The organism is Variovorax sp. 10N432 (assembly GCF_056394465.1).
Window position 1 is genome coordinate 276,718 of sequence record NZ_JBFTHX010000004.1, and the last position, 25,966, is coordinate 302,683.

A 25,966-nucleotide genomic window follows, 5' to 3' on the forward strand; every position below is an offset into this window, starting at 1 on the left:
CTCCAATCAGGGGGATTCCATAGTGTATTGAAGAAGCACTTACTCGCCGCGCGATGGAACAATTTCGGCCATATGAAAAGCCTTCCCCACGATCCGAACGTCCTGCGCGCCGACTACAAGCTGAGCGACAGCCTGTGGGCGACATCGGGCGCCGTCTTCCTGACCGGCACCCAGGCGCTGATCCGCATCCTGCTGATGCAGCGCCAGCGCGACGCGGCCCGCGGCCTCGGCACCCAGGGCTTCATCAGCGGCTACCGCGGCTCGCCGCTGGGCATGGTCGACCAGGCGATCTGGAAGGCCGGCAAGGGCTTCGAGGAAGCCGGCATCCGCTTCGTGCCGGCGATCAACGAGGAACTGGCCGCCACCCAGGTGCTGGGCACCCAGCGGGTCGAATCCGACCCCGAGCGCACGGTCGAGGGCGTGTTCGCGATGTGGTACGGCAAGGGCCCGGGCGTCGACCGCGCCGGCGATGCGCTCAAGCACGGCAACGCCTACGGCTCGTCGCCGCACGGCGGGGTCCTGGTGGTGGCGGGCGACGACCACGGCTGCGTCTCGTCGTCGATGCCGCACCAGAGCGACCATGCCTTCGTGGCCTGGAGCATGCCGGTGCTGCAGCCGGCCTCGGTGGCCGAGTACCTCGAGTTCGGGCTCTACGGCTATGCGCTGTCTCGCTATTCGGGCGCCTGGGTCGGGATGGCGGCGCTGTCGGAGGTGGTCGAGAGCGGCAGCACGGTCGATCTCGACCTCGTCAACGCCCGCGCCGCCGCCTGGGCCGATGCCGACACGGTGCATGCCGCCACCGGCCACCGCGCGCCGGACGACGGCCTGCACTATCGCTGGCCCGACCTGCCGTCGCTGCGCATCGAATCGCGCCTGGCCGACAAGCTCGAGGCGGTGGCGGCCTTCGCGCGCGTCAACAGCATCGACCGCCACGTGATCGAGAGCCCGCAGGCCAAGGTCGGCATCGTGACCTGCGGCAAGGCGCACTACGACCTGATGGAGGTGCTGCGCCGCCTCGAGATCTCGCCGGATGTCCTGGCGCGCGCCGGCGTGCGGCTCTACAAGGTGGGGCTGAGCTTCCCGATCGAGCAGACGCGCATCAAGGACTTCGCGCAGGGCCTGGACGAGATCCTGATCGTCGAGGAGAAGGGCGCGATCGTCGAGACCCAGCTGCGCGACCTGTTCTATAACGCGCCGCCCGAGGCCCGCCCGGCCCTGATCGGCAAGCTGGACCGCGACGGCCGGCCGCTGGTGTCGGCGCTCGGCGAGCTGCGGCCTTCGCGGCTGATCGAGCTGGTGGCCCACTGGCTGGCGGTCCATTTCCCGGGCCACGCCGAATTCGGCGACCACCTGCAGCACGTGCGCGACTTCACGCCGCCCGAGCTGCTCAGCAACGACGGCGACTCGGTCAAGCGGGTGCCTTACTTCTGCGCCGGCTGCCCGCACAACACCAGCACCAAGGTGCCCGAGGGCTCGACCGCGCGCGCCGGCATCGGCTGCCACTTCATGGCCAACTGGATGGACCGCAGCACGGCCGGCCTGATCCAGATGGGCGGCGAGGGCGTCGACTGGGTTTCGCACTCGATGTTCACGCGCACGCCGCACGTGTTCCAGAACCTCGGCGACGGCACCTACTACCACTCGGGCTACCTGGCGATCCGCCAGGCGGTGGCGGCCAAGGCCACGCTGACCTACAAGATCCTCTTCAACGACGCGGTCGCGATGACCGGCGGCCAGCCGGTCGACGGCATCATCAGCGTCGACGCGATCGCGCGCCAGGTCGAGTCCGAAGGCGTCAAGCAGGTGGTGGTGGTCAGCGATGCGATCGAGAAGTACGACGCCATCAAGGGCAAGTTCCCGGCCGGCACCGAGTTCCACGACCGCGCCGAGCTCGACGCGGTGCAGCGCCGCCTGCGCGAAGTGCCGGGCGTCACGGTGCTGATCTACGAGCAGACCTGCGCCGCCGAGAAGCGCCGCCGCCGCAAGAAGGGCGAGCTGGCCGACCCGGACAAGCGCCTCTTCATCAACGAGGCGGTGTGCGAGGGCTGCGGCGACTGCACGGTGCAGAGCAACTGCGTGGCGGTGCTGCCGCACGAGACCGAACTCGGCCGCAAGCGCAAGATCGACCAGACCAGCTGCAACAAGGACTACTCCTGCGCCAAGGGCTTCTGCCCGAGCTTCGTCGGCGTCAGCGGCGGCAAGCTGCGCAAGAAGAGCGGCGCCCTGGCGGCCGGCAAGGACGCCTTCCTGCAGCACGTGGCGGCGCTGCCGCGGCCCGCGGCCCACGGCTGGAGCGCGCCCTACGACCTGCTGGTGACCGGCGTCGGCGGTACCGGCGTGGTCACGGTGGGCGCGGTGATCGCGATGGCCGCGCACCTCGAAGGCAAGTCGGCCAGCGTGCTGGACTTCATGGGCTTCGCCCAGAAGGGCGGCGCGGTGCTGAGCTTCGTGCGCCTGGCCGACACGCCCGAGCGGCTCAACCAGGTGCGCATCGACACCCAGCAGGCCGATGCGATCCTGGCCTGCGACGTGGTGGTCGGCGCCTCGGCCGATGCGCTGCAGACCGTGCGGCACGGCCGCACCCGCATCCTTGCGAACATGCACGAGATCCCGGTGGCCGAGTCGCTGCGGAACCCCGACGCCGACCTCAAGACCGCGCTGCTGCTCGAGAAGATGCGCTTCGTCGCCGGTCGCGACCAGGTCCAGACTTTCGACGCCCAGACCCTGGCCGAGGAGTTTCTCGGCGACACGCTGGCATCGAACATCCTGGCCGCCGGCTATGCCTGGCAATGCGGGCTGATCCCGCTGAGCCTGGAGGCGCTGACCCGCGCGATCGAACTCAACGGTGTCGCCGTGGCGTCGAACCTGATGGCCTTCTCGCTCGGCCGGCTGGCGGCCGGCGATCCGCGGGCGATCGATGCGCTCCGCGGCGCGCCCGCGGCGGTGCCCGAGAACGAATCGCTCGACACACTGGTGGCGCGCGGCATGCGGCATCTGGCGGGCTACCAGAACGAGGCCTGGGCCCGGCGCTTCGAGGCCCGGGTGCTGTCGCTGCGCGAGCGCGAAGCCGCCCTGGCCGGCGGCGACGCCTCGCTGCCGGTCACCCGCAATGCGGCGCGGAGCCTGCTCAAGCTGATGAGCTACAAGGACGAGTACGAGGTGGCCCGCCTGTACAGCGACGGCAACTTCCGCGAGAAGCTCGCCGAACAGTTCGAGGGCGACCTGAAGCTCGAATTCCACATGGCGCCGCCCTTCCTCGCGAAGCCCCGGGACGGCCAGCCGCCGGTCAAGATCCGGCTCGGCGGCTGGATGCTGCCGGCGATGAAGTGGCTGGCGCGCGGCAAGGCCCTGCGGGGCACGGCCTTCGACCTGTTCGGCCACACCGAGGAGCGCCGCCTGGAGCGCGAGCTGATCGCGCGCTTCGAGTCCCGGCTCGACGAGTTGGCGGCCGGGCTGTCGACCGCCAACCAGCGGCTGGCGGCGCAGATCGCGGCCGTGCCGCTGGCGATCCGCGGCTACGGCCACGTGAAGCTGGCCAACCTCGCCCTGGCGCGCGGCCGCGAGGCCGAACTGCTGCACCGCTTCGCGCCCGAGCGCTATCCGCGTCCGGCGGTCGAGGCGAAGGCGGGGCAGATCCGGGGCATCGCGGTGGTCGCCCAGTGAGCAATTTCATGGCGGGTGCGTTGTGCGAACGCGACGAACAAGGCCATGTTTTGGCCGGTGACACGCTGCCGGCCAATTAAGATCAAGCGCTAGCGCCTGGCGCACCCCGGGGTGTGTGGCACGAGGCGGCACGCTCCCATGTGCCGCATGCAGGGCCCCCTCGCGAGGGGCCTTTTTTTTTGGCCTGGATGACAAGGGCGTGATAGCCATGATCGGTAATTCGTCGTTCGCGGGGCTGGGCAACTCCTCGTTCGCCAGCCTCACACCGGCACCGGCTTCCGCCGACGAGGCGGAACCGTGGGTGCGCGGCGAATTGATCCGCAGCCTGATGCGGGCCTCGCGCGGCTCCTACCTGCTGGCGGCGGCGCTGATGCCGGCGATGGTGGGCCTGAGCTGGGGCCATGTGCCGGCCTGGCAACTGATCGTCTGGCTGGTCATCGGCATCGTCGCCACCGGCTGCCGGATCTGGGGCGAGCAGCTCTATGCCCGCCACTACGCCGACCGCGACTCGGCGGCGCAGCAGTATTTCGTCGAGCGCTACCGCTATCTCTGGAGCGCCAGCGGCTTCGCCTGGGGCCTGTCGATCCTGATCTTCTTCGAGCGCACGCCGCTGGTGAACCAGTTCATGAGCTGGCTGATCGTCGCCGGCGTCGCCACCTTCCCGCTCAACGGGCTGGCGCTGCACCCGCCGCTGCTCAGGCGCTACGTCAACACCCTGTTCTTCACGATGCTGGCGGCGATCATCCTGCGCATGATCGAGCTCAAGTTCGAGCGGCCGCATTTCCACTACGGCTTCCTGATGCTGCCGGTGCTGCACTGGTGGCTGCTGCTGCGGGCCGGCCGGCGCATCCACGAGACCGCGCGCAACAGCTTCGAGCTGCTGTTCCACAACCACATCCTGATCAATTCGCTGACTCAGCAGCGGCAGGCGGCGGTCTCGGCGGTGGCCATGAAGAATCGCTTCCTCGCCAGCGCCGCCCACGACATGCGGCAGCCCGTGCTGGCGCTGTCGCTGTACGCCGACTGGCTGCGCAACGAGCCCGAGCTGGTGGCCGACATCGCGCCCAAGATCGTGCGAGCGACGCACGCAGTGAATGCGCTGTTCGATTCGCTGTTCGACCTGGCGCGCATCGACTCGGGCCAGGTGCGGCTGCACATCGAGCGGGTCGACGTGGCCCAGCTGCTGCACGACCTGGAACTGCAGTACCGGCCGGTGGCCGAGGCCAAGGGCCTGACCTTCCGGATGCACGTGACGCCCGGCACAGTTCTGACCGATCCGATCCGCGTGCGCCGGATGATCGGCAACCTGCTGGCCAATGCCACCAAGTACACCGCCGAGGGCGGCATCCTGCTGGCGTCGAGGCAGACCCGCGACGGCCTGCGGGTGGAGGTGTGGGACACCGGCATCGGCATCGCGCGCGAGCACCTGCGCGATGTCTTCCTGGAGTTCTACAAGGTGGCCGACCATGCCGGCACCTCGGACGGCTTCGGCCTCGGGCTGGCGATCGTGGCGCGGCTGTCGCACGCGCTCGGCCATCCGGTCAGTGTGCGTTCGCGGCTGGGGCGCGGCAGCGTGTTCCGCGTCGCCCTGCATGACGCCGACGAGACCCAGGCCCAGACCCGGATCTCGGGCGCGGTGGGTTAGGCCGACGCCGGGCCGCCCCAAGGCGGCCCGCGCCCCTCGGGGGGCAGCGACACACGCAGTGAGGAGCGTGGGGGCTGGGTTAGGCCGACGCCGGGCCGCCCCAAGGCGGCCTGCGCCCCCTCGGGGGGCAGCGACACACGCAGTGAGGAGCGTGGGGGCTGGCTAGGCCGACGCCGGGCCGCCCCAAGGCGGCCTGCACCCCCTCGGGGGGCAGCGACACACGCAGTGAGGAGCGTGGGGGCTGGTTAACCCGACAGAAGCCCGTTGGTGCGGGCGTGGTGCAGCGCCTGCGTGCGGCTCTTCACGCCGAGGCGACGGAACAGGCGCCACAGGTGCACCTTCACCGTGTGCTCGCTGATGTCGAGCTCGGTGGCGATGTCGCGGTTGCTCATGCCCTGGTCGAGCATGGCGATCAGCTGGGTCTGGCGCTTCGACAGCTTGCTGTTGGCGGCGGCCACCGGCTCTTCGGCGTCGGTGTCGGCCATCAGCAGGCCGCGCAGCGCGGCGGTGAGTTCGGCCGAGCTGGCCGATTTCTCGATGTAGGTGTCGGCGCCGGCCTCGATGCAGGCTTCTTCCATGTCGGCCGAGGGCGAGGCGGAATAGACCGCGATCGGCACGTCCGGGTAGGCCAGCTTGACCGCCACGACGCCCGAGACGCCGGTGGTGTCCGGCAGCTTGAGGTCGAGGCAGAACAGGCCGGGTGCCCCGTGCTGCTTGACGGCCGCTGCCAGCTTGTCGAGGCGCTCGAGTTCGACGATGTTCTCGGCCGGCCGCAGGCGCCGCAGCACCATCACGATCGCGTCGCGCATCAGGGGGTGGTCGTCAATGACATAGATACTCATGATTTACTCGCAGTGTCCGCGGGTCGGGCGCTGCCCATCGCCGCGGGAAATTGACTCACTTCAACCCTCGCTCGCCGCATCGGCTGCAGCAAGCGCCTCCAGTGCGGCCGAAGCCGCACGCATACTCTCGTTGTCCAGTGGCTCGAGCTGCGCGGCGAGCTGCGCCAGGCCGTCCGCGCGCTGCTGGCGCAAGGTGCCGATGGCGCGGCCCGCCTCCTGCGGCGACGCGAACCCCCGGCTTTGTACCAGTTGGACCCCACTGGCGTCGAGCAACTTGAAATAGAAAAGGCCGTCACTGTCGCGGTATTGCTTGAAGCCAGGCCGCGCCACCTTGGCCGCCTTGCGGGCCACCGCCGGATCGTGGCTGGCCAGGTTGCGCAGGCCGACCGCGTGGCGCACGCCCTCCATGAAGGGCCGCGACAGCGCGCGCGCCTTCTCGGCGCCGGCGCGCAGGATTCGCTCGATCTGGGCCGGGTCGTTGAGCAGGGCGTCGTAGTGGGCCCGCATCGGCGCGACTTCGCGGTCGATGCGTTCGAACAGCCGCTGCTTGGCGTCGCCCCAGGCGATGCCGGCGGCGAAGGCCTGGCGCAGGCTCTCGGTCTCCTCGTCGTCGGCGAAGGCCTGGTAGATCTGGAACAGCGCCGAGCCCTCGGTGTCCTTGGGTTCGCCCGGCGCGCGCGAATCGGTCACGATGCCGTTGATCAGCTTCTGCAACTGGGCGCGCGGCGTGAAGAGCGGGATCGTGTTGTCGTAGCTCTTGCTCATCTTGCGGCCGTCGAGGCCGGGCAAGGTCGCCACCGAGTCGTCGATCTCGGCCCCGGGCAGCGTGAAGTGCTCGCCGTAGAGATGGTTGAAGTGCTGCGCCATGTCGCGCGCCATCTCGATGTGCTGGACCTGGTCGCGGCCCACCGGCACCTTGTGGGCGTTGAACATCAGGATGTCGGCGCCCATCAGCACCGGGTACATGAAGAGGCCGGCGCTGACGTCGGCGTCCGGGTCCTCGCCGCGGGCGGCGTTCTTGTCGACCTGCGCCTTGTAGGCATGGGCGCGGTTGAGCAGACCCTTGCCGGTGACGCAGGTCAGGAACCAGGTCAGCTCGGGGATTTCGGGAATGTCGGACTGGCGGTAGAAGGTGACGCGCTCCGGGTCCAGCCCGCAGGCCAGCCAGCTGGCGGCAATCTCGAGCGTCGAGCGCTGGATGCGTGCCGGCTCGTCGGTCTTGATCAGCGCGTGATAGTCGGCCAGGAAGTAGAAGCTCTGGACGTCGTCGCGCCGGCTGAAGCGCACCGAATGGCGAATCGAGCCGACGTAGTTGCCCAGGTGCGGCGTGCCGCTGGGGGTGATGCCGGTCAGGTAGCGGATAGGGGTGTCGGGAAGCAGGGCCATGGAAAGTTCAGCGGATGAGGGCGGTGAGCGGGCTCAGGAGCAGCGAGATGGCCTGGTAGCCGAAGGCCATCAGCGGGCTCAGCCACCAGGTGCTGACGACGCCGGCGATGACCAGGCCCATCACGATGAAAAAGCCGAAGGGCTCGATGCGGGCCAGGAACTCCTGGGGGCGGCCGCGCGGCAGCAGGCCGGCCAGCACGCGGCCGCCGTCGAGCGGCGGCAGCGGGAACAGGTTGAAGGCCCACATCACGAGATTGACCAGCACGCCGCCCTGGGCCATCTTGATGAAAAAGGTTTCATTGATGCCGGCGCCGACCAGGCCGACCAGGAACAGCGCCCAGAGAATCGCCTGGAAGAAGTTGGAGGCCGGCCCGGCCAGCGCGACCCAGACCATGTCTCGCTTGGGATGGCGCAGGCGGTTGAAATTGACCGGGACCGGCTTGGCGTAGCCGAACAGGAAGGCGCCCGAAGTGGCGAAATACAGCAGCAGCGGCATCAGGATGGTGCCGATGGGGTCGATGTGCTTGATCGGGTTGAGCGTGACCCGGCCCATCACGTAGGCCGTGTTGTCGCCGAAATACCTCGCCACGTAGCCATGGGCGGCTTCGTGGATGGTGATCGCGAAGACCACCGGCAAGGCGTAGATCAGGACGGTTTGGATGAGATTTGAAATATCCACCGCCGGATTGTCTCAGACGGTCCGGATGTCCCTTGCGGGACTCACAGGCCGATGGTGGCCAGCGGGCCGCGGCCCTGCCGCACCAGGAGCGGTTCGCCGCCCGCACCCATGGGCGTGAGGTCGACCACGGTGGTCGGCTCGGAAGGACAGGCGCCGGCGTCGATCACGCCGCCGATCTGTTTCTCGAAGCGCTCGCGGATCTGGGTCGGGTCGTTCATGGCCTCGGTCTCGCCGAGCGGGATCAGCGTGGTCGCCAGCAGCGGCTCGCCGTGCAAGGTCAGGAGTTCGAGCAGCACCCGATGGTCGGGCACCCGCAGGCCGATGGTCTTGCGCTGCGGATGGCTGACCCGGCGCGGCACCTCCTTGGTCGCCTCGAGCAGGAAGGTGTAGGGGCCTGGCGTGGCCGCCTTCAGCAGCCGGTACTGCTTGTTGTCGACCCGGGCGTAGTTGGACAGCTCGCTCAGGTCGCGGCAGATCAGCGTCAGGTGATGCTTGTCGTCGACCTGGCGGATCCGGCGCAGCTGGTCGACCGCGTCCTTGTCGTCGAGGTGGCAGGCCAGCGCGTAGCTGGAATCGGTGGGTACGGCGACGATCTCGCCGCGCGCCAGCAGGGCGGCGGCCTGCTTCAGCAGGCGCTGCTGGGGGTTGTCGGGGTGGACTTCGAAGAACTGGGCCATGGGGTCGATTCTGCCGCCTGGCGGCGGGGCACTGGTGAACCTTCGCGCAGCAGCACTTCGGTATTCGCCTTGGGAGCGGCCCGGCGGCTCATGATTCGGCGGGCTCGATGGGCACCCGGCGTTCGCGGACGGTGAGCCAGGCGCCGGCCGCCCCGCAGACTGCGATCAGGCCCATGCCGATCAGCGAAATGCGGTCCGGGACATAGGAGAACATGACCCAGCCGCCCAGCATCGCGAAGGCGATCTGGGCATAGAGGTAGGGTGTCAGGGTGGAGGCGGGGGCCCGCTGGTAGGCCAGGATCAGGATGAAATGGCCGACCGTGCCCATGAAGCCCATCAGGCACAGCAGGGCCCACCAGTGCCAGGAGGGCAGCGCGGTCCAGACGAAAGGCAGTGCGAACGACGCCAGCAGCGCGCCGACCCAGCCGGTATAGAAGTGCATCGTGAGCGGGTTCTCGGTCTGCGCCAGCTTGCTGGTCAGCACCTGGAACCAGGCGTTGGTCAGCACCAGCCCAATCGGCAGGAACATGGCCCAGCTGAAGGCGTCTCCGCCCGGGCGCAGGATCACCAGCGTGCCCGCGAAGCCGCCCGCGACCAGCGTCCAGCGCAGGGGCGACACGTGCTCCTTGAGCGTAGTGGCGGCGAGCAGCGTGATCACCAGCGGCGCAATCAGCACGATCGAGGTGAACTCGGCCAGCGGCATGTAGCGCAGGCTGAAGAAGGCCAGCGTGCTCGAGGCGAGCAGCAGGGCGCCGCGCAGCAGCTGGTAGCGCGGATGGCGGGTGCGCAGCAGCGCCGTGCCGTGGCGCGGCAGCAGCACCAGCGTGGTCGCCACCGCCTGGAACATGTAGCGGACCCAGACGCCCATCAGGATCGGCACCGCCGCGGTCGACAGCTTGGTGGCGGTGTCCAGCGTGGCGAAGCAGGCGACCGCGAGCAGCACCAGCCCGATGCCGGCCAGGATCCGCTCGGACTCCAGGTCGCGCGTGCTCCTGCCGGCGGTCGCCTCGCTCGCCGACGCCATCACTGGATGCGGTGGGCCAGCAAGTCCCAGATCGGCGTCAGCTTGCCGGGCAGCGGAGGCAGCTTGCCGAGGTCGCAATGGCTTTCGTCGGGGCTGTGGAAATCGCTGCCGCGCGAGGCGGCGAAGTCGAACTCGAGCGCCTTGTCGGCGTACTCGACGTACTCGGCCGGCGTGTGGCTGCCGGTGACCACCTCGATCGCCTGGCCGCCATGGGCCTTGAACTCGACGAACAGGGCGTATTCCTCGTTGGCCGTGAACTTGTAGCGGCCGGGATGGGCGATCACGGCCATGCCCTTGGCCGCGGTGATCCACTGCACGGCATCCTTGAGCGTGGCCCAGCGGTGCGGCACGTAGCCGGGCTTGCCTTCGGTCAGGAATTTGCGGAACACCTCGGCGGTGTCGCGGCAATGGCCGGCCTCGACCAGGAAACGGGCGAAATGGGTGCGCGAGATCAGTTCGGGGTTGCCGACGAAGCGCAGCGCGCCCTCGTAGGCGCCGTGGATGCCGACCTTGGCCAGCCCTTCGGCCATTTCCTGGGCCCGCTTGCCGCGTCCGCCGCGGGTGTCGTAGAGACCCTGGCTGATGGCGGCGTCGTCGGGGTCGAAGCCCAGCCCGACGATGTGGACGGTTTCGCCGGCGAAGGTGACCGAGATCTCGGTGCCCGTGAGGTACTTCATGCCGTGTGCGTGGGCGGCGGCGGCGGCCCGGTGCTGGCCGCCGATCTCGTCGTGGTCGGTCAACGACCAGAGCTCGACCCCGTTGGCGGCGGCGCGCTCGGCCAGTGCCTCGGGCGTCAGCGTGCCGTCCGACACCACGGAGTGGCAGTGCAGGTCGGCGTTGAGGATGGAGGTCACCGCACGAGTTTATTCTTTCTCGGAATGGCTTGCGGCGAGCTCGGTTTCAGCGCTTCTTCCTGAACGCGACCCAGGCGGCGATGGCGGTGAAGGTCATCACGATGGCGACCACGATCCAGAAGCCGTGCTTGTGCTCCGCCAGCGGGATGCCGCCCACGTTCATGCCGAACAGGCCGGCCAGGATGTTGATCGGCAGGGCCAGCACGGTCACCACGGTCAGCACAAACAGGCTGCGGTTGTTGTCCTCGTTGACGTTGTCGGCGATCTCCTCCTGCAGCAGCTTGATGCGTTCCTGCAGCGCGCCCATGTCGCGCAGGACGACCGAGAACTCTTCGGTCGATCCGCGCAGCTCCTGGGCGTCGGGCTCGCTCATCCATGCGGGCGGGCTCTGCAGCAGCCGGAACAGCGCCGCCGGTTCGGGCGCCAGCAGGCGCTGCAGGCGCACCAGCACCCGCCGCAGCATCCCCAGCCGGGCCCGCTTGTGATCGAGCCGGCCGGCCAGCAGCGCATCTTCGATGTCGTCGATGCGGGAGGTCACGCCGCGCACGATGCGCACCAGCACGTCGGCCTGCACCCGCAGCAGGTGCTCGAGCAGCTCGGTGCTGGAGCGCGGCGCGTCGCCGGCCTTCACCGCGGTGCGCAGCGCGTCGACCGAGCGCAGCGGCTGGTTGCGGGCGGTCACGACCAGCCGCGGGCCGACGCTGATCCACAGGGTCGAGATGTCCGAGGGTTCGAAGCTGAAGTCGAAGTGGACGTCGTTGATGACCGCGATCAGCGAGTCGTCGGCGCGCTCGATGCGGGTCGAGTGCAGCCCTTCCTTCAGGGTCTCGAAGAAGAGGTCGGACAGGCCGGCGTGGCGCTGCAGCCAGCGCTCGGCCTGGGCATGGCTCAGGTTGAAGTGCAGCCACATGTAGGCCTCGGGGGGCGTGCCCGCGGCCAGCCAGTCGGCGGCCTGGGCGGAATCGACCGCGCGGACCGGGGCGGGGGCGGCGGCATCGAACAGGTAGCCGCAGATCAGGCCGGCTTCGTCGCTGCCGTAGGCGCCAGCGATCGAATTCATGGAGCGAGGGGCATGGTGGGAGTCGTGCCGATGGTGCGGACCGTGTGTGTCAGGCATGTGACGGCGCCGGATTGGCGTACTTTCTGTCACGCAATCGTCATCTGGCGGCTGCAGCATGGGGGGACTGCCCCCTGCCACCTTCAGAGAAGACCATGACCCTTCCCAGCACCCTCGGCGACCATGACGAACTGATGGCACGCATCGCCCGCGACCTGGTGGACAGCTACGACGAGGAGATCGAGCTCGAGCTCGAGGACCGCAACCTCGACGAGCTCGAGTCGGGAACCATGACCGACAAGGCGGGACGGCAGGCCTACTTCAAGGAGCTGTTCCGGCTCCAGGGCGAACTCGTCAAGCTGCAGGACTGGGTCCAGCACAGCAAGCAGAAGGTCGTGATCCTGTTCGAGGGACGCGACGCGGCCGGCAAGGGCGGCGTCATCAAGCGCATCACGCAGCGGCTCAACCCGCGGGTGGTCCGGGTGGCGGCGCTGCCGGCGCCGAACGATCGCGAGCGCACCCAGTGGTACTTCCAGCGCTACGTGGCGCACCTTCCGGCGGCCGGCGAGATGGTGCTGTTCGACCGCAGCTGGTACAACCGCGCCGGCGTCGAGCGGGTGATGGGCTTCTGCTCCGACGAAGAGTACGAGGAGTTCTTCCGCACCGTGCCCGACTTCGAGCGGATGCTGGTGCGCTCGGGCATCAAGCTGATCAAGTACTGGTTCTCGATCACCGACGAGGAGCAGCACATGCGCTTTCTAGGCCGCATCCACGACCCGCTGAAGCAGTGGAAGCTGAGCCCGATGGACCTGGAGTCGCGCCGCCGGTGGGAGGAGTACACCAAGGCCAAGGAAACGATGCTGGACCGCACCCACATTCCCGAGGCGCCGTGGTGGGTGGTGCAGGCGGTCGACAAGAAGAAGGCGCGCCTGAACTGCATCAGCCACCTGCTGGGCCAGATGCCCTACCACGATGTGCCGCATCCGCCGGTCGAGCTGCCGGCGCGGGTGCGCAACGCCGACTACCTGCGCCATCCGGTGCCAGCCAGCATGTACGTGCCGGAAAGGTACTGATCCGTTCCTTTTCGGTGGCGGTAGCTGGGCGGGGGCGAAGCTGCTACCGTGTCCGCAACGATGTCCCGCCGCTCCCTTTCCCCCCTGACGCGCGCCTACGAGCGCAACCTGAAGGCGTTGACCAAGGTTGCGCTGGGCAGCGGCAAACGCATCGTCCGGCGGGTCAGCGATGCTGCGGCGCAGCAGCTCAAGCCGCCGCCGGGGCCTGGCGACTGGATCGCGGGCGCCGCGCTGGGACCGGCCGGGGCCCGGGCATTCCACCTCTATCGGCCGCCAGCGCTCCAGCTGCAGCCCGGCGAGAAGCTGCCGCTGATGGTCATGCTGCACGGCTGCGCGCAGACCGGACGCGAATTCGCGATCGCCACCCGCATGAACCGGGTGGCGGACCGCGAGCGCTTCCTGGTCCTCTACCCGGAGCAGGATCGCCTGGCCAACGCGCAGGGCTGCTGGAACTGGTATGACCGCCGCTCGGGCAAGGCCGATGCCGAGGCCGCCACCCTGATGGCCGCGATCGACCAGGTGCTGCTGCTCTATCCGGCCGATCGCGAGCGGGTGGCGGTCGCCGGCCTGTCTGCCGGCGCGAGCATGGCGGCGCTGCTGGCCACCCGCTATCCGCTGCGATTCCGGGCGGTGGCCATGCATTCGGGCGTGGCGCCGGGTGCGGCCAAGTCGCCGGCCACGGCGCTGGGTGCCATGCGCGGGCGGCATGTGCCGCCGATGCCGGCCACCGCGGTCGGCAAGGCGATGGGTGCCGCGGCGGTGTTCGGCACGCTGCCGCCGCTCTTGATCCTGCATGGCGAGGCCGACAGCGTCGTGGCGCCCAGCAACGCCGGCAGCAGCGCCGAGGTCTGGGCCGTGGCCACCGGCGGCCGGCCCGGCGCCGTGCGGGTGCTGCAGCGAGGCAAGCGGCATCCGATGCGGGTCACCGACTTCGTGCGCGCCGGTCAGGCCGTTGTGACGCTGTGCGAGATCGCCGGGCTGGGCCATGCCTGGAGCGGCGGCGCCTCCAGCATGCGCTTCACCGACGCGGCCGGGCCCGATGCCTCGAAACTGGTGTGGGCCTTTGCGGCGCGCCAGTTCCGGCGCACCATGGCGAGCCCCTAGCGCCGATCTGCCCGGAACGTGCCGATGCCCACCATTGCCTACGACGCCAGCCGGGCCGCGCTCTACACGCCCGAGCGGCACCCGACGCTGTTCGAGACCGAGCGCGCCCACACGCCCGTTCAATGGGCGGTCGAAGCGGCGCGGCTGGCCTATTACCGCGCCGAAGAGTCGGAAGCCGAGCGGCTGCGGCTGGCCGAGGCGCTGGGAAGCGCCGGCTTCGGTGCGCCGGTCTTCTTCAGGGACCACGCCACCTTCGCCTTCGGCACCTCGAACGCAGGCGACGGCACCGCGCTGATCGCGTTCCGCGGCACGCAGCCCGACGAGATCCGCCACCTGGCGACCAACCTGCAGGCCCAGCAGACCGAATGGAACGAAAGCGGCGGCCGTGTGCATGCCGGATTCGCCAAGGCCGCGCGGTCGGTGTTGCCGCAGGTGCGCGACTGGCTGGGCGGCGAGGCGCGGCAGCACAGCCGGCTGATCCTGGCCGGCCACAGCCTGGGCGCGGCGCTCGCCACCCTGGCCGCCACCGTGCTGCAGCCGGCCCTGACCGTGACGCTCGGTTCGCCCCGGGTCGGCGATGCCGATTTCGTCGCCGCGCTGGCCGAGCTGCACGTGATGCGCATCGTCGACGGCTGCGACGTGGTCACGCAGCTGCCGCCGGCGCTGTCCTTCTATGCCCACGCCGGGGCCGTGCGCTACATCCGCTGCCTCGACGGCGTCTGCGTGGACGACCCGAGCCCGTCCGAGATCGAGGCCGACCGGCTCCAGGGCCGCGCCCGCTACGCGGCCGAACACGCCTGGCGGCCGGGGTCGGTGCTGCTGCGCGAGCTGGCGGACCACGCGCCGATCAATTACGCGCGCGGGTTTTTCTAGGCATGGTGGTCGCTCCATAGGCAGCCGCAAACTCGTAGAGGCAAATCACCGCCGCTGACCCAGCGTCAAAGTGAACCCGAGCGCCCGCATGACCTTGAACAGGGTGTCCGAGTTGGGCGCGCGCTCCCCGGACAAGCTCTTGTAGAGGCTTTCTCGGGAAAGGCCGGTGTCGGCGGCCAGTTTGGCCATGCCGCGTGCGCGCGCGATGTGCCCCAGAGCGCCAGCCAACTCGGCCGGATCGCCGTCCTCCAGCACCTGGCTCAGATACTCCTTCACGTCTTCGTCCGTCGTGAGGTAGTTCGCCATGTCGAATGGCCTCGTCTTGATCTTGCTCATCACAATTCCTTCGCCAACTTGATGGCCTTCCTGATGTCGGCGGCTTGGTTGGATTTGTCGCCGCCACCGAGCATGACGATGATCGCGCCCGAGCGCTCCACGCAGTACATTCGCCAGCCCGGGCCGAAGAATTGTAGCCGCATGGCTACATGGTCGACTCCGCGAAGTTCATCCCCCGACGAGCGGGACCGACAGTGCGGCTGACTTCTGTCGGAGCCGAGCGGCCCCGGCCGGCGCAGCCAGGCCCGTTGGTGAAACACCGCGGAACTGGCTTTGCCAGGCCGCAGGTGTTGCCCCCGGCAGGGGGTGGGCGCCCCGACACGAAGTGCGGGGCAACCTGGGGGCGAGCCAACTTGTACGCCACCCGGCGTATTTCCGCCCCGGCCACCGGTGCGCAGACTCTCTCCATCGTTCCAACCAAACCAGGAGAAGGTAGCCACCATGCAACGTCGATTCACACTCAAGGCGATGACCGCCGCCGTCGCTCTCGCGAGCCTGTCCGCCGTGCCTGCCTTCGCGCAGGACACCATCAAGGTCGGCATCCTGCATTCGCTGTCGGGCACGATGGCGATCTCCGAGACCGTGCTGAAGGACACGGTGCTGATGGCCATCGACGACATCAACGCCAAGGGCGGCGTGCTGGGCAAGAAGCTCGAGCCCGTGGTGGTCGACCCGGCCTCCAACTGGCCGCTGTTCGCCGAGAAGACCAAGCAGCTGCTGGGCCAGGACAAGGTGTCGGTGATCTTCGGCTGCTGGACCTCGGTCTCGCGCAAGTCGGTGCTGCCGGTGCTGGAGGAAATGAACGGCCTGCTGTTCTACCCCGTGCAGTACGAAGGCGAAGAGCTCAGCAAGAACGTGTTCTACACCGGCGCCGCGCCCAACCAGCAGGCGATCCCCGCGGTCGACTACCTGATGAGCAAGGAAGGCGGCGGCGCCAAGCGCTGGGTGCTGCTGGGCACCGACTACGTCTATCCGCGCACCACCAACAAGATCCTGCGCGCCTACCTCAAGAGCAAGGGCGTGAAGGAAAGCGACATCGACGAGAAGTACACGCCCTTCGGCCACAGCGACTACCAGACCATCGTCGCCGACATCAAGAAGTTCTCGGCCGGCGGCAAGACGGCCGTGGTGTCGACCATCAACGGCGACTCCAACGTGCCCTTCTACAAGGAACTCGGCAACGCCGGCCTGAAGGCCAAGGACGTGCCGGTGGTGGCCTTCTCGGTCGGTGAAGAAGAACTGCGCGGCGTCGACACCAAGCCGCTGGTCGGCCACCTGGCGGCCTGGAACTACTTCATGAGCCTGAAGAACCCGACCAACACGGCCTTCATCAAGCAGTGGAGCGACTACGCCAAGGCCAAGAACATCCCGGGCCACAAGGACAAGCCGCTGACCAACGACCCGATGGAAGCCACCTGGATCGGCATCCACATGTGGAAGCAGGCGGTCGAGAAGGCCAAGAGCACCGACACCGACAAGGTGATCGCCGCGATGGCCGGCCAGACCTTCAACGCACCCTCGGGCATCGTCTCGAAGATGGACGAGAAGAACCACCACCTGCACAAGAGCGTGTTCATCGGCGAGATCAAGGCCGACGGCCAGTTCAACGTGGTGTGGAAGACGCCGGGCCCGGTGCGCGCCAAGCCGTGGAGCCCGTTCATCGAAGGCAACGACAAGAAGCCCGACTACCCGTCCGGCAAGTCGATGTAAGTTGACCTGAAAGCGGCGCGCCACGGCGCGCCGCTTCATTGCGGAGCCTGTCTTCGCCCTTTCGTTCTTCCTCACCGGCCCGCCTATGCTCCGGACTCTTCTTTCATCCGCTCTCGCTGCCAGCCTGCTGGTCACCGGCATGGCCCACGCGCTGACCGCCGACGAGGCCAAGGCCATCGCCTCGGGCGAATCCGAAGCCCGCATCGCGGCGCTCAACAAGGCGGTCGCCACCGCCGACGAGAAGACCTCGGCCTTCATCCAGGCGATGTCGGACGATGCGGTCAAGTTCACGGCCGACAAGGTGTTCGTCATCAAGGACGACAAGGCCTTCGACCCGGTCACCGGCGCCGAGCAGAAACTGCCCGACGACGCCGAGGACGTGGTCAACAACAACATGATGCGCGGCGCTCTGGATGCCGCGCAGGCCGCCCTCAAGCTCACCAGCAAGGACGACGCGGTGCGCGCCGAGGCCGCGCAGGCGCTCTTCAAGGAGCCCGACGAATCGCGCCTGCCGCTGGTCGAGAAGGCGCTGGCCGCCGAGGCCAACCCGAAGATCAAGGCGCAGCTCGAACTGGTGCGCGCCGCCAGCATGCTCAGCAGCACCGACAAGGACAAGCGCCTGGCCGCCGCCAGCGACCTCGGCGCCAGCCGCAGCCCCGAGACCAAGCTGCTGCTGAACCAGCGCCTGGCCGACGAAACCGAGGCCGACGTCAAGGCCGCCATCGCGGCCTCGATCCGCAGCATCGACGGCTCGCTGGTGTGGGGCGACCGCATCAACGCGATCTTCAGCGGCATCAGCCTCGGCTCGGTGCTGCTGCTGGCGGCGCTCGGCCTGGCGATCACCTACGGCCTGATGGGCGTGATCAACATGGCGCACGGCGAGCTGATGATGATCGGCGCCTACGCCACCTACGTGATGCAGGGCATCTTCCAGCGCTACTTCCCCGAGTCGGCCTTCGGCTGGTACCTGGTGGCGGCGATCCCGGTGGCCTTCCTGGCCTCGGCGCTGGTCGGCGCGGTGCTCGAGCGCGGCGTGATCCGCTTCCTGTACGGCCGGCCGCTCGAGACGCTGCTGGCCACCTGGGGCATCTCGCTGATGCTGCAGCAGCTGGTGCGATCACTCTTCGGGGCCCAGAACGTCGGCGTCGAGAACCCGTCCTGGATGAGTGGCGGCCTGACGATGCTGAGCAACGTCGTGCTGCCCTGGAACCGCATCTGCATCATCATCTTCGCGGGCCTGGTGCTGCTGGCGATGGGCTGGCTGATCGGCCGCACGCGGCTCGGCCTGTTCGTGCGCGGCGTCACGCAGAACCGGCCGATCGCCTCCTGCATGGGCGTCAACACGGCACGCATCGACACCTACGCCTTCGCACTCGGCTCGGGCATCGCCGGGCTGGCGGGCTGCGCCCTGTCGCAGATCGGCAATGTCGGGCCGGATCTCGGCCAGAGCTACATCGTCGACTCCTTCATGGTGGTCGTGATGGGCGGCGTCGGCCAGCTCGCGGGCACGGTCTACGCCGCGATGGGCCTGGGCATCCTGAACAAGTTCATCGAAGGCTGGGCCGGCGCGGTGCTCGCGAAGATCGCGGTGCTGGTCTTCATCATCATCTTCATCCAGAAGCGTCCGCAAGGCATCTTCGCAATGAAAGGCCGGAGCGCAGAGGCATGAGCAATTCAGCAGCAGTACTACCTTCGAAGGGGCCGCTGTTGAGCGGCAAGGGCTGGACCGTCTTCTTCGTCGCCCTGATCGCGGTCTGCGCGCTGGCGCCGGTGCTCAACATCATGGTGCCCGCCGGCAGCGCGCTGCACATGAGCGACTACGCGGTGGCGCTGGTCGGCAAGATCATGTGCTACGCCATCTGCGCGCTGGCGATGGACCTGATCTGGGGCTACACCGGCATCCTGTCGCTCGGCCACGGCATGTTCTTCGCGCTCGGCGGCTACATGATGGGCATGTACCTGATGCGCCAGATCGGCCGCGACGGCAACTACAAGAGCGACCTGCCGGACTTCATGGTCTTCCTCGACTGGAAGACGCTGCCCTGGCACTGGACCTTCAGCGACAGCTTCATCGCCACCCTGGTGCTGATCGTCGCGGTGCCGGGCCTGATCGCCTTCGTGTTCGGCTTCTTCGCCTTCCGCTCGCGCATCAAGGGCGTGTATTTCTCGATCATCACGCAGGCCATGACCTTCGCCGCGATGCTGCTGTTCTTCCGCAACGAGACCGGCTTCGGCGGCAACAACGGCTTCACCGACTTCAAGCGCATCCTGGGCATCCCGATCCAGACGCAAGAGATGCGCATGACGCTGTTCGCGCTCACCGGGCTGACCTTGCTGGGCTTCTTCCTGTTCTCGAAGTGGCTGATCGGCAGCAAGTTCGGCCGCGTGCTGCAGGCCATCCGCGACGCCGAGACGCGGGTCATGTTCTCGGGCTACAACCCGCTCGGCTACAAGCTCACGATCTGGGTCATCTCGGCCATCATGTGCGGCGTGGCCGGTGCCTTGTACGTGCCGCAGGTCGGCATCATCAACCCGGGCGAGATGAGCGCCGCCAACTCGATCGAGATCGCGATCTGGGCCGCGGTCGGTGGCCGGGCGACCTTGATCGGACCGATCATCGGCGCCTTCATCGTCAACGGCGCGAAGAGCTGGCTCACGGTGGCCTATCCCGAATACTGGCTCTATTTCCTCGGTGCGCTGTTCATCGCCGTCACCCTGTTCCTGCCCGACGGCATCGTCGGCCTGGTGAGGAAGTGGATGGCCCGGGCCAAGGCGCCGAGCGAAGGCCGGCGCGAGGCCCGGCGATCGATGGCGGTGGAGCAAGGCGTCGAGCCGGCGGCCGTGGCGCCGACCCCGCCGCCCCTGGCTGGCGTCGAACCGAAGGGAGCCCGCGCATGACCCCCGACCTGATGGAAGCCGGCGCCGAGCGCGTGGCGCGGCATGCCCACCACATCGACCAGGCGCTGCAGACCGAATCCGGCGGCCGCGCGGCGGGCTACGGCCGACATGCGACCGGCGAGGTCGATGTCACGCATGGCCGCATCCTCTACCTGGAAGACGTCAGCGTGAGCTTCGACGGCTTCAAGGCGATCAACAAGCTGTCGCTCGACATCGCGCCCGGCGAGCTGCGCTGCATCATCGGCCCCAACGGAGCGGGCAAGACCACGATGATGGACATCATCACCGGCAAGACGCGGCCCGACGAAGGCACCGTGTTCTTCGGCAGCACCATCGACCTGCTGCGCCACAAGGAGGCCGAGATCGCGCAGCTCGGCATCGGCCGCAAGTTCCAGAAGCCGACCGTGTTCGAGCACCTGACGGTGTTCGAGAACCTCGAGCTGGCGCTCAAGACCGACAAGGGCGTCAAGGCCTCGATGATGTTCAGGCTCGACTCGGCGCAGGCCGACCGGCTGGCCGAGGTGCTGCACACCATCCATCTCGAAGACAGCGTGCTGCGGCTCGCCGGCAACCTGAGCCACGGCCAGAAGCAGTGGCTGGAGATCGGCATGCTGCTGATGCAGGACCCGAAGCTGCTGCTGCTGGACGAGCCGGTGGCGGGCATGACCGACGAGGAGACGGCCCGCACGGCCGAGCTGTTCCTGAGCTTGAAGGGCAAGCACTCGCTGATGGTGGTGGAGCACGACATGAGCTTCATCCGGACCATCTCGGAGATCGTCACCGTGCTGTGCGACGGCGCGGTGCTGGCGCAGGGCACGTTGGACGAAGTGCAGGCGGACGAGCGGGTGATCGAGGTCTACCTCGGCCGCTGACCAGGAAGGAAAGAAGACCATGCTCAGCGTCAAGAACATCCACCAGTACTACGGCGGCTCGCACATCCTGCGCGACGTCAGTTTCGAAGCCCGGCTCGGCAAGGTCACGGTGCTGCTGGGCCGCAACGGCGTCGGCAAGACCACGCTGCTCAAGTCGCTGATGGGCCTGGTGCCGATCAAGAGCGGCAGCATCGAGTTCGACGGCGCGCCGATCCAGAAGAAGACGCCTTACGAGCGGGCCCGCGCCGGCATGGGCTTCGTGCCGCAGGGCCGCGAGATCTTCGCCCGCCTGACGGTCGAGGAGAACCTGCGCATGGGCCTGGCCTACAAGTCGGGCGGCACGCCGATCCCGCCCGAACTCTACGAGCTGTTCCCGGTGCTCAAGCAGATGCTGAACCGGCGCGGCGGCGACCTCTCGGGCGGCCAGCAGCAGCAGCTGGCGATCGCGCGTGCGCTGGCGCCCAAGCCGAAGCTGCTGATCCTCGACGAGCCCACCGAAGGAATCCAGCCGAGCATCATCAAGGACATCGGCCGCGTGATCCGCATGCTGGCCGACCGCGGCGACATGGCGATCGTGCTGTGCGAGCAGTACTACGACTTCGCCCAGGAGCTGGCGGACGACTATCTCGTGATGGAGCGCGGCGAGGTGATCGCGCGCGGCCTCGGCAAGGACATGGAAGCCCAGGGTGTGCGCCAGCTGGTGGCGATCTGATCGATCTGATCAGCGGGTCGCGGTGCCCTGCGCCATCCGCTCGCGGGCCAGCGCCGCGAAGGCCTGCAGCTCGGCCGCATTGAGGTCCGACACCGCCCAGGCCTGCATCCCGGCCTCGGTCCAGTGCACCAGGTTGTAGCCGCGCTTCACCACCGACTGCGGAGCGCGGGCCCTGGCGTCGGCCGCGGGCCAGACGAACAGGTTGATCACGTGCGGGCCCGAACGGTAGACCAGCGCGGCGACCGGATGCCCGTCGACATAGTCCAGCCGGCCGCCGGTGAGCGGCAGGCCGTCGGACGCCATGTCGATCACCGGCGGCGAGAAGTCCAGCTTGCCGGCGAACCAGGGCTTGACGGTGTGGTGGTCGGAGGAGGCCACGTCGGCCAGGTGCGTGCCCATCAGCGAGCGCACATGGCTGTCGGTGAGCGCGTCACTGGTCGCGTCCGCTACCGGCGCCACGAGCAGCGCCAGCGCCAGGCCCCAGGCCGTGGCGGCGCCGGCGCCGAACAGGGCCAGGGCCTGCAGCCAGCGGGCCGGGAACGATCGGCCGGCGCCCGGCGCAGGCGCCTCCCGACCCCGCAGGTCGGCCCGGATCCGATCGGCCAGCGCCGCGGACGGCGCGTGGCGGGTGCCCTCGCGCCGGATCAGCGCCCCCAGTTCGTCGTCGTCGTCAACTGCTTGCATCACGCCTTCCTTGCTTCGATTCATGCGGCACTTCCGCCTGCAGCGCGGTGCGCAGCAGGGCCCGGGCCCGCGACAGCCGCGACATCACGGTGCCGATCGGAATGCCGGCGACGCGCGCGATGTCCTCGTACGACATCTCCTCCAGTTCGCGCAGCACGATGACCTCGCGGAACGGCGGCGCCAGGGCTTCGATGGCGGCATCGACGCGCTGGCCGCGGGCCTGCCGTTCCCAGGCCAGCGCGGGGTCGCCGAACGCCGCTGCAGCGTCGCCGCTGTCGCGCAGCTCGTCGAACTCGACCTGGTCGGCCAGGTGGCGGTGCTGGCGCATCCAGTCGTAGCAGGCGTTGCGCACGATGCCCAGCAGCCAGGGGCGGGCCGCATCGCCGCGCAGGTCGTCGAAGAAGCGGAAGGCGCGCAGATAGGCCTCCTGCACGGCGTCCTCGGCCTGCCGGTCGTCGCGCAGCAGCCAGCGCGCGAGGTTGTACGCGGCAGGCAGGTGCGGCAGGGCCGCGGCTTCGAATCGACGGGTGCGGTCGTTCAACGGGTTCCTTCCCTTGCTTGACGGACCGGGGCCGCTGCTTATTCCCGCGAATTCCGGGAATAGCCGGGACGCCGGCTGCGTCATGCCCATTGCGATTCTGATCCTTTCCCCGTTTTCAAGGAGCCCCCCATGAAGCGTCATCCGATCCTCGCCACCGCACTGGCCGCCCTGATGCTGGCCAATCCCGCCTTCGCCGCAGGTCCCAAGGCCTATGTCGGCAACTTCAAGGACAACACGGTCAGCGTGATCGACACCGGTTCGCAGCGCCTGATCGCGACCGTGCCGGTGGCCGCCGGGCCCGACGGCATCGCGGTCGGCCGCAACGATCGCCAGGTGTTCGTGAGTGGCGCCAGTGCCTCCAGCCTGAGCGTGATCGACACCGCCACCGACCGCATCGTCGACACCGTGGAAGTGGGCAAGGGGCCGCAGGGCCTGGCCCTGACGCCCGACGGCCGCTGGCTGCTGGTGGCCGTGAACGGCGAGGACCGGGTCGCGTTCGTCGACGCCGCCACCCATGCGGTCGCGGCGACCGTGCCGGTCGCCAAGCCGCACACGCTCACCGTGTCTCCGGACGGCAAGAGGGCCTACGTGTCGTCGCAGGCGCCCGGCAGCTTTGCGCTGGTGGTGATCGACCTGCCGACGCGCGCGGTGGCGGCGAGCGTGCCGCTAGAGAAGACGCCGCGCGACCTCGAACTCAGTCCCGACGGAAAGGTGCTCTATGTGACGATGGCCGGCCTCAGCGCGGTGCAGGTTTTCGACACGGCATCGAGCAAGCCGCTGATGCAGATTCCGACCGGCGTCTCCCCGCACGTGGCGCACCTCTTCGCCGGCGCGCGCTCCGGCGTGGTGGTGGTGCAGGGGCCGGGCGAGCTGATGCTGTTCGACCCGGCGACCCAGGCGCCGATCGGCAGCATCGCGGTCGGCAAGCAGCCGCACTGGGTCGACATGCTGCCGGGCGGCAAGAAGGTGCTGGTCACCAACGAGGGATCGAACGACGTCAGCCTGGTCGACCTCGCGGGCGGCCCGGTGGTCACGATCCCGGTGGGCAATGCGCCGCGCAAGGTGGCGGTGCAGCACCGCGCCGTTGGCGGCAGCGCGAAGGTCTCGATCAACAACTTCGCCTTCGGTCCGGCGCAACTCGCCATCAACGCCGGCGACAGCGTGACCTGGACCAACGACGACGGCGCCCCGCACGGCCTGGCCTTCAACGACGGCGCGCCGGGCACCACGGAAATGCTGCCGGGGCAGAGCTTCAGCCGCGTGTTCGCCCAGGCCGGCGTGTTCGACTACGTCTGCTCGGTGCACCCGTACATGATGGCGCGGGTGACGGTGCAGTAGCTCAGTGCTGGAGGATCTTCGACAGGAACTGCTGTGCCCGGTCCGAGCGCGCGGCCGGGTTGCCGAAGAACTCCTCCTTGGCGCAGTCTTCGACGATGCTGCCGCGGTCCATGAAGATCACGCGGTGGGCCACCTTGCGCGCGAAGCCCATCTCGTGGGTGACGCACATCATGGTCATGCCCTCGCGGGCGAGTTGCACCATGACGTCGAGCACTTCGTTGACCATCTCGGGGTCGAGCGCCGAGGTGGGCTCGTCGAACAGCATCGCGATCGGGTCCATCGCCAGGGCGCGCGCGATCGCCACGCGCTGCTGCTGCCCACCCGAGAGCTGCGACGGATACTTGTGCGAATGGGCCTTCATGCCGACCCGTTCGAGCAGCGCCATCGAGCGGGTGCGGGCTTCGCTGGCCGAGCGCTTGAGCACCTTGACCTGGGCGATCGACAGGTTCTGCTCGATCGACAGGTGGGGGAACAGCTCGAAGTGCTGGAACACCATGCCGACGCGCGAGCGCAGCCGGTTGAGGTTGATCTTCGGGTCGCCGACCGACACGCCATCGACCTCGATCTTGCCCTGCTGGAACGGCTCCAGCGCGTTCACGCACTTGATCAGCGTCGACTTGCCGGAGCCCGAGGGGCCGCAGACCACCACCACCTCGCCCTTCTGGATGCGGGTCGTGCAGTCGGTCAGCACCTGGAAGGCGCCGTACCACTTGCTCACCTGGTTGATTTCGATCATCGGGTTTCCTCTGGCTGGGTCAGGAGTTGCAGGAGCGTGTTGGCGACCACGACCGTGGCGCGCCGCAGTTCGTCGAGCGGTACGCGCTCGTCGGCGCGATGGCCGTTGGCCTCGAGCAGCGACTCGGGCCCGGCGCCGTACATGACGGTCGGGATGCCGGCTTCGCTGTAGAGGCGGGCATCGGTGTAGAGCGGCACGCCGATCGGCGTCACGGGCTTGCCCATCACGGCGCTCGCCTCCTGGCACATCAAGTCGGCGAACGCCTTGGCGCCCGGCGCGGGCGCGAACGGGCGGGCCAGCAGGATCTGCCGGATCTCGACGGCGATCCCCGGCAACGCACGGCAGGTGTCTTCGATCACCTGGCGCAGCTCGGCTTCGACCGCTTCGGGCACTTCCTCCGGCACGATGCGGCGGTCGATTCGCAACGTCAGGGTGTCGGCCACCACGTTGGTGTTGATGCCGCCCTCGATCAGGCCGACGACCAGCGTCGGGTGCGTGATGCCGGGGGTCTGCGAAGGCCGCTCGGCCAGCCGGTCGCGATGGCGGTACAGCGCGGGCAGCAAGGTGGCCGCGGCCTCGATCGCGTCGGTGCCGGTGTCGGGCCGCGCCGCGTGCGCCGACTTGCCGCGCAGCGTCACTTCCAGATGCAGGCAGCCGTTGTGGGCCACCACCACGTGGTGCGAGAAGGCGGCCGAGATCACGTAGTCCGGCCGGCTCAGTCCCTGCGACAGGATCCATCCAGGGCCGGTCATGCCGCCGGTCTCCTCGTCGTAGGTCAGGTGCAGCTCGACCGTGCCGGCGAGCGCGGTGCCCGACGCGCGCAGCGCCTTGAGCGCTCGCAGGGCGAAGGCGTAGGTGGTGAAGTCCGACTTCGACACCGCCGCGCCCCGGCCATACAGCCAGCCGTCGCGCACCTCGCCGCCGTAGGGTGAGCCGGTCCAGCCCGCGCCGGGCGGCACCACGTCGCCGTGGGCGTTGAGCGCCACCACCGGCCCGTCGCCGAAGCGCTGGCGGACGATCAGGTTGGTCACGCTGCGCATGCCGTGCTGCTGCGCGAATCCGGCCGGCACCGGGTGGCGCTCGACCTCGAAATCCATGGCTTCGAGCAGCCGCGCCGTGAGTTCGGCGTGCGGCGCGCAGTCGCCGGGCGGGTTGTCGGAGGGGCATTGCACCAGGCGCGCCAGGGTCTCGACCTGATGGTCGAAATGGGTGTCGATGTATTGGCGCAGCACGGCGCGCGCGGATGAACGGTCGGTCATGGG

24 protein-coding genes are annotated in these 25,966 nt (G+C 68.6%); 11 read left to right on the top strand and 13 right to left on the bottom strand.

Going from position 1 to position 25,966, the window contains the following annotated elements; all coding sequences use genetic code 11:
- The first annotated feature begins 72 nt into the window (after nt 1-72).
- Together AC1DF3_RS07390 and shkS are read left to right on the top strand one after the other, a co-directional pair.
- A complete protein-coding gene (locus tag AC1DF3_RS07390; RefSeq protein ID WP_478139245.1) occupies nt 73-3,663 on the top strand; it encodes an indolepyruvate ferredoxin oxidoreductase family protein in 3,591 nt (1,196 codons plus the stop codon).
- A gap of 208 nt (nt 3,664-3,871) precedes the next feature.
- The gene (shkS, locus tag AC1DF3_RS07395) at nt 3,872-5,308 is read left to right on the top strand and encodes a surface-behavior sensor histidine kinase ShkS (RefSeq protein ID WP_286536122.1); all 1,437 of its coding nucleotides are present in this window, start codon (nt 3,872-3,874) and stop codon (nt 5,306-5,308) included.
- 245 nt (nt 5,309-5,553) lie between these two features.
- Here shkS and AC1DF3_RS07400 read toward each other — a convergent pair whose 3' ends face one another.
- From AC1DF3_RS07400 to AC1DF3_RS07430, 7 genes are all read right to left on the bottom strand, one after another.
- Nucleotides 5,554-6,150 (bottom strand): LuxR C-terminal-related transcriptional regulator, encoded by a 597-nt coding sequence (locus tag AC1DF3_RS07400; protein ID WP_286369234.1) that lies wholly within the window; start codon nt 6,148-6,150, stop codon nt 5,554-5,556.
- Nucleotides 6,151-6,210: 60 nt separating this feature from the next.
- A complete protein-coding gene (locus tag AC1DF3_RS07405) occupies nt 6,211-7,536 on the bottom strand; it encodes a tryptophan--tRNA ligase (protein WP_286536750.1) in 1,326 nt (441 codons plus the stop codon).
- Nucleotides 7,537-7,543: 7 nt separating this feature from the next.
- Entirely contained in the window at nt 7,544-8,215 is a 672-nt protein-coding gene (locus AC1DF3_RS07410) for a site-2 protease family protein (RefSeq protein WP_286523281.1), read from the bottom strand.
- A 41-nt stretch (nt 8,216-8,256) separates the two neighbouring features.
- The gene (locus AC1DF3_RS07415) at nt 8,257-8,892 is read right to left on the bottom strand and encodes an L-threonylcarbamoyladenylate synthase (protein ID WP_478139246.1); all 636 of its coding nucleotides are present in this window, start codon (nt 8,890-8,892) and stop codon (nt 8,257-8,259) included.
- A gap of 88 nt (nt 8,893-8,980) precedes the next feature.
- Nucleotides 8,981-9,916, bottom strand: a complete 936-nt coding sequence (locus AC1DF3_RS07420; protein WP_286536748.1) for a DMT family transporter — start codon at nt 9,914-9,916, stop codon at nt 8,981-8,983.
- Nucleotides 9,916-10,770 carry a 3',5'-nucleoside bisphosphate phosphatase gene (locus AC1DF3_RS07425; protein ID WP_478139247.1) on the bottom strand — a complete coding sequence of 285 codons (855 nt, stop codon included), beginning with the start codon at nt 10,768-10,770 and terminating at the stop codon, nt 9,916-9,918. The genes AC1DF3_RS07420 and AC1DF3_RS07425 overlap by 1 nt, the downstream gene beginning before the upstream one ends.
- Nucleotides 10,771-10,816: 46 nt before the next feature.
- Nucleotides 10,817-11,830, bottom strand: a complete 1,014-nt coding sequence (locus AC1DF3_RS07430; RefSeq protein ID WP_478139248.1) for a transporter — start codon at nt 11,828-11,830, stop codon at nt 10,817-10,819.
- A gap of 152 nt (nt 11,831-11,982) precedes the next feature.
- Between AC1DF3_RS07430 and ppk2 the strand changes: the two genes are divergently transcribed.
- Genes ppk2 through AC1DF3_RS07445 form a run of 3 tightly spaced genes read left to right on the top strand, consistent with a single transcriptional unit; the run spans nt 11,983 to nt 14,877 of the window.
- Nucleotides 11,983-12,900: a polyphosphate kinase 2 gene (ppk2, locus tag AC1DF3_RS07435; RefSeq protein WP_286536745.1), complete on the top strand. Its 918-nt coding sequence runs from the start codon at nt 11,983-11,985 to the stop codon at nt 12,898-12,900.
- 60 nt (nt 12,901-12,960) lie between these two features.
- Nucleotides 12,961-14,004, top strand: a complete 1,044-nt coding sequence (locus AC1DF3_RS07440) for an extracellular catalytic domain type 1 short-chain-length polyhydroxyalkanoate depolymerase (RefSeq protein ID WP_478139249.1) — start codon at nt 12,961-12,963, stop codon at nt 14,002-14,004.
- A 24-nt stretch (nt 14,005-14,028) separates the two neighbouring features.
- Nucleotides 14,029-14,877 (top strand): lipase family protein, encoded by an 849-nt coding sequence (locus AC1DF3_RS07445; RefSeq protein WP_478139250.1) that lies wholly within the window; start codon nt 14,029-14,031, stop codon nt 14,875-14,877.
- A 45-nt stretch (nt 14,878-14,922) separates the two neighbouring features.
- On the opposite strand, the gene AC1DF3_RS07450 is transcribed toward AC1DF3_RS07445, so the two are convergent.
- Together AC1DF3_RS07450 and AC1DF3_RS07455 are read right to left on the bottom strand one after the other, a co-directional pair.
- The gene (locus AC1DF3_RS07450; RefSeq protein WP_286504978.1) at nt 14,923-15,213 is read right to left on the bottom strand and encodes an addiction module antidote protein; all 291 of its coding nucleotides are present in this window, start codon (nt 15,211-15,213) and stop codon (nt 14,923-14,925) included.
- Nucleotides 15,213-15,314 carry an addiction module toxin RelE gene (locus AC1DF3_RS07455; RefSeq protein WP_478139251.1) on the bottom strand — a complete coding sequence of 34 codons (102 nt, stop codon included), beginning with the start codon at nt 15,312-15,314 and terminating at the stop codon, nt 15,213-15,215. The genes AC1DF3_RS07450 and AC1DF3_RS07455 overlap by 1 nt, the downstream gene beginning before the upstream one ends.
- 340 nt (nt 15,315-15,654) lie before the next feature.
- Here AC1DF3_RS07455 and urtA point away from each other — a divergent pair, with 340 nt between their 5' ends.
- The 5 genes from urtA to urtE all read left to right on the top strand — a co-directional run bounded on the left by urtA (nt 15,655) and on the right by urtE (nt 21,405).
- Nucleotides 15,655-16,923 (top strand): urea ABC transporter substrate-binding protein, encoded by a 1,269-nt coding sequence (gene urtA / locus AC1DF3_RS07460; RefSeq protein ID WP_286504981.1) that lies wholly within the window; start codon nt 15,655-15,657, stop codon nt 16,921-16,923.
- Nucleotides 16,924-17,008: 85 nt separating this feature from the next.
- On the top strand, nt 17,009-18,592 hold the full coding sequence (urtB, locus tag AC1DF3_RS07465; RefSeq protein ID WP_286536740.1) for an urea ABC transporter permease subunit UrtB: 1,584 nt from the start codon (nt 17,009-17,011) through the stop codon (nt 18,590-18,592).
- On the top strand, nt 18,589-19,821 hold the full coding sequence (gene urtC / locus AC1DF3_RS07470; RefSeq protein ID WP_478139252.1) for an urea ABC transporter permease subunit UrtC: 1,233 nt from the start codon (nt 18,589-18,591) through the stop codon (nt 19,819-19,821). Before urtB ends, urtC begins: the two co-directional genes overlap by 4 nt.
- Nucleotides 19,818-20,693, top strand: coding sequence for an urea ABC transporter ATP-binding protein UrtD (urtD, locus tag AC1DF3_RS07475; RefSeq protein WP_286523266.1), 876 nt, complete (start codon nt 19,818-19,820; stop codon nt 20,691-20,693). The genes urtC and urtD overlap by 4 nt, the downstream gene beginning before the upstream one ends.
- A gap of 19 nt (nt 20,694-20,712) precedes the next feature.
- The gene (urtE, locus tag AC1DF3_RS07480; protein WP_286536738.1) at nt 20,713-21,405 is read left to right on the top strand and encodes an urea ABC transporter ATP-binding subunit UrtE; all 693 of its coding nucleotides are present in this window, start codon (nt 20,713-20,715) and stop codon (nt 21,403-21,405) included.
- A 9-nt stretch (nt 21,406-21,414) separates the two neighbouring features.
- On the opposite strand, the gene AC1DF3_RS07485 is transcribed toward urtE, so the two are convergent.
- Together AC1DF3_RS07485 and AC1DF3_RS07490 are read right to left on the bottom strand one after the other, a co-directional pair.
- On the bottom strand, nt 21,415-22,089 hold the full coding sequence (locus AC1DF3_RS07485; protein WP_286536737.1) for an anti-sigma factor family protein: 675 nt from the start codon (nt 22,087-22,089) through the stop codon (nt 21,415-21,417).
- Nucleotides 22,076-22,630, bottom strand: a complete 555-nt coding sequence (locus AC1DF3_RS07490; protein ID WP_286536736.1) for a sigma-70 family RNA polymerase sigma factor — start codon at nt 22,628-22,630, stop codon at nt 22,076-22,078. Before AC1DF3_RS07490 ends, AC1DF3_RS07485 begins: the two co-directional genes overlap by 14 nt.
- Before the next feature lie 129 nt (nt 22,631-22,759).
- Between AC1DF3_RS07490 and AC1DF3_RS07495 the strand changes: the two genes are divergently transcribed.
- A complete protein-coding gene (locus AC1DF3_RS07495; RefSeq protein ID WP_478139253.1) occupies nt 22,760-23,968 on the top strand; it encodes a YVTN family beta-propeller repeat protein in 1,209 nt (402 codons plus the stop codon).
- A gap of 1 nt (nt 23,969) precedes the next feature.
- Here the strand turns inward: AC1DF3_RS07495 and AC1DF3_RS07500 are convergent, their stop codons facing one another.
- Both AC1DF3_RS07500 and AC1DF3_RS07505 read right to left on the bottom strand, forming a co-directional pair.
- Nucleotides 23,970-24,704, bottom strand: coding sequence for an amino acid ABC transporter ATP-binding protein (locus AC1DF3_RS07500; protein ID WP_286536734.1), 735 nt, complete (start codon nt 24,702-24,704; stop codon nt 23,970-23,972).
- Complete coding sequence (locus AC1DF3_RS07505; protein WP_478139254.1) at nt 24,701-25,963, bottom strand: M20/M25/M40 family metallo-hydrolase; 1,263 nt, start codon at nt 25,961-25,963, stop codon at nt 24,701-24,703. The genes AC1DF3_RS07500 and AC1DF3_RS07505 overlap by 4 nt, the downstream gene beginning before the upstream one ends.
- Between the last annotated feature and the right edge of the window lie 3 nt (nt 25,964-25,966).

Bases quoted from the DNA above. Each gene is read 5' to 3' on its own strand.
- AC1DF3_RS07440 (WP_478139249.1), top strand. From the start codon at position 12,961: ATGTCCCGCCGCTCCCTTTCCCCCCTGACGCGCGCCTACGAGCGCAAC.
- AC1DF3_RS07400 (WP_286369234.1), bottom strand. From the start codon at position 6,150: ATGAGTATCTATGTCATTGACGACCACCCCCTGATGCGCGACGCGATC.
- AC1DF3_RS07420 (WP_286536748.1), bottom strand. From the start codon at position 9,916: ATGGCGTCGGCGAGCGAGGCGACCGCCGGCAGGAGCACGCGCGACCTG.
- AC1DF3_RS07495 (WP_478139253.1), top strand. From the start codon at position 22,760: ATGAAGCGTCATCCGATCCTCGCCACCGCACTGGCCGCCCTGATGCTG.
- AC1DF3_RS07390 (WP_478139245.1), top strand. From the start codon at position 73: ATGAAAAGCCTTCCCCACGATCCGAACGTCCTGCGCGCCGACTACAAG.
- urtC (WP_478139252.1), top strand. From the start codon at position 18,589: ATGAGCAATTCAGCAGCAGTACTACCTTCGAAGGGGCCGCTGTTGAGC.
- urtD (WP_286523266.1), top strand. From the start codon at position 19,818: ATGACCCCCGACCTGATGGAAGCCGGCGCCGAGCGCGTGGCGCGGCAT.
- ppk2 (WP_286536745.1), top strand. From the start codon at position 11,983: ATGACCCTTCCCAGCACCCTCGGCGACCATGACGAACTGATGGCACGC.
- AC1DF3_RS07450 (WP_286504978.1), bottom strand. From the start codon at position 15,213: ATGAGCAAGATCAAGACGAGGCCATTCGACATGGCGAACTACCTCACG.
- urtB (WP_286536740.1), top strand. From the start codon at position 17,009: ATGCTCCGGACTCTTCTTTCATCCGCTCTCGCTGCCAGCCTGCTGGTC.
- AC1DF3_RS07445 (WP_478139250.1), top strand. From the start codon at position 14,029: ATGCCCACCATTGCCTACGACGCCAGCCGGGCCGCGCTCTACACGCCC.
- AC1DF3_RS07430 (WP_478139248.1), bottom strand. From the start codon at position 11,830: ATGAATTCGATCGCTGGCGCCTACGGCAGCGACGAAGCCGGCCTGATC.
- urtA (WP_286504981.1), top strand. From the start codon at position 15,655: ATGCAACGTCGATTCACACTCAAGGCGATGACCGCCGCCGTCGCTCTC.
- shkS (WP_286536122.1), top strand. From the start codon at position 3,872: ATGATCGGTAATTCGTCGTTCGCGGGGCTGGGCAACTCCTCGTTCGCC.
- AC1DF3_RS07500 (WP_286536734.1), bottom strand. From the start codon at position 24,704: ATGATCGAAATCAACCAGGTGAGCAAGTGGTACGGCGCCTTCCAGGTG.
- AC1DF3_RS07485 (WP_286536737.1), bottom strand. From the start codon at position 22,089: ATGCAAGCAGTTGACGACGACGACGAACTGGGGGCGCTGATCCGGCGC.
- urtE (WP_286536738.1), top strand. From the start codon at position 20,713: ATGCTCAGCGTCAAGAACATCCACCAGTACTACGGCGGCTCGCACATC.
- AC1DF3_RS07505 (WP_478139254.1), bottom strand. From the start codon at position 25,963: ATGACCGACCGTTCATCCGCGCGCGCCGTGCTGCGCCAATACATCGAC.
- AC1DF3_RS07415 (WP_478139246.1), bottom strand. From the start codon at position 8,892: ATGGCCCAGTTCTTCGAAGTCCACCCCGACAACCCCCAGCAGCGCCTG.
- AC1DF3_RS07405 (WP_286536750.1), bottom strand. From the start codon at position 7,536: ATGGCCCTGCTTCCCGACACCCCTATCCGCTACCTGACCGGCATCACC.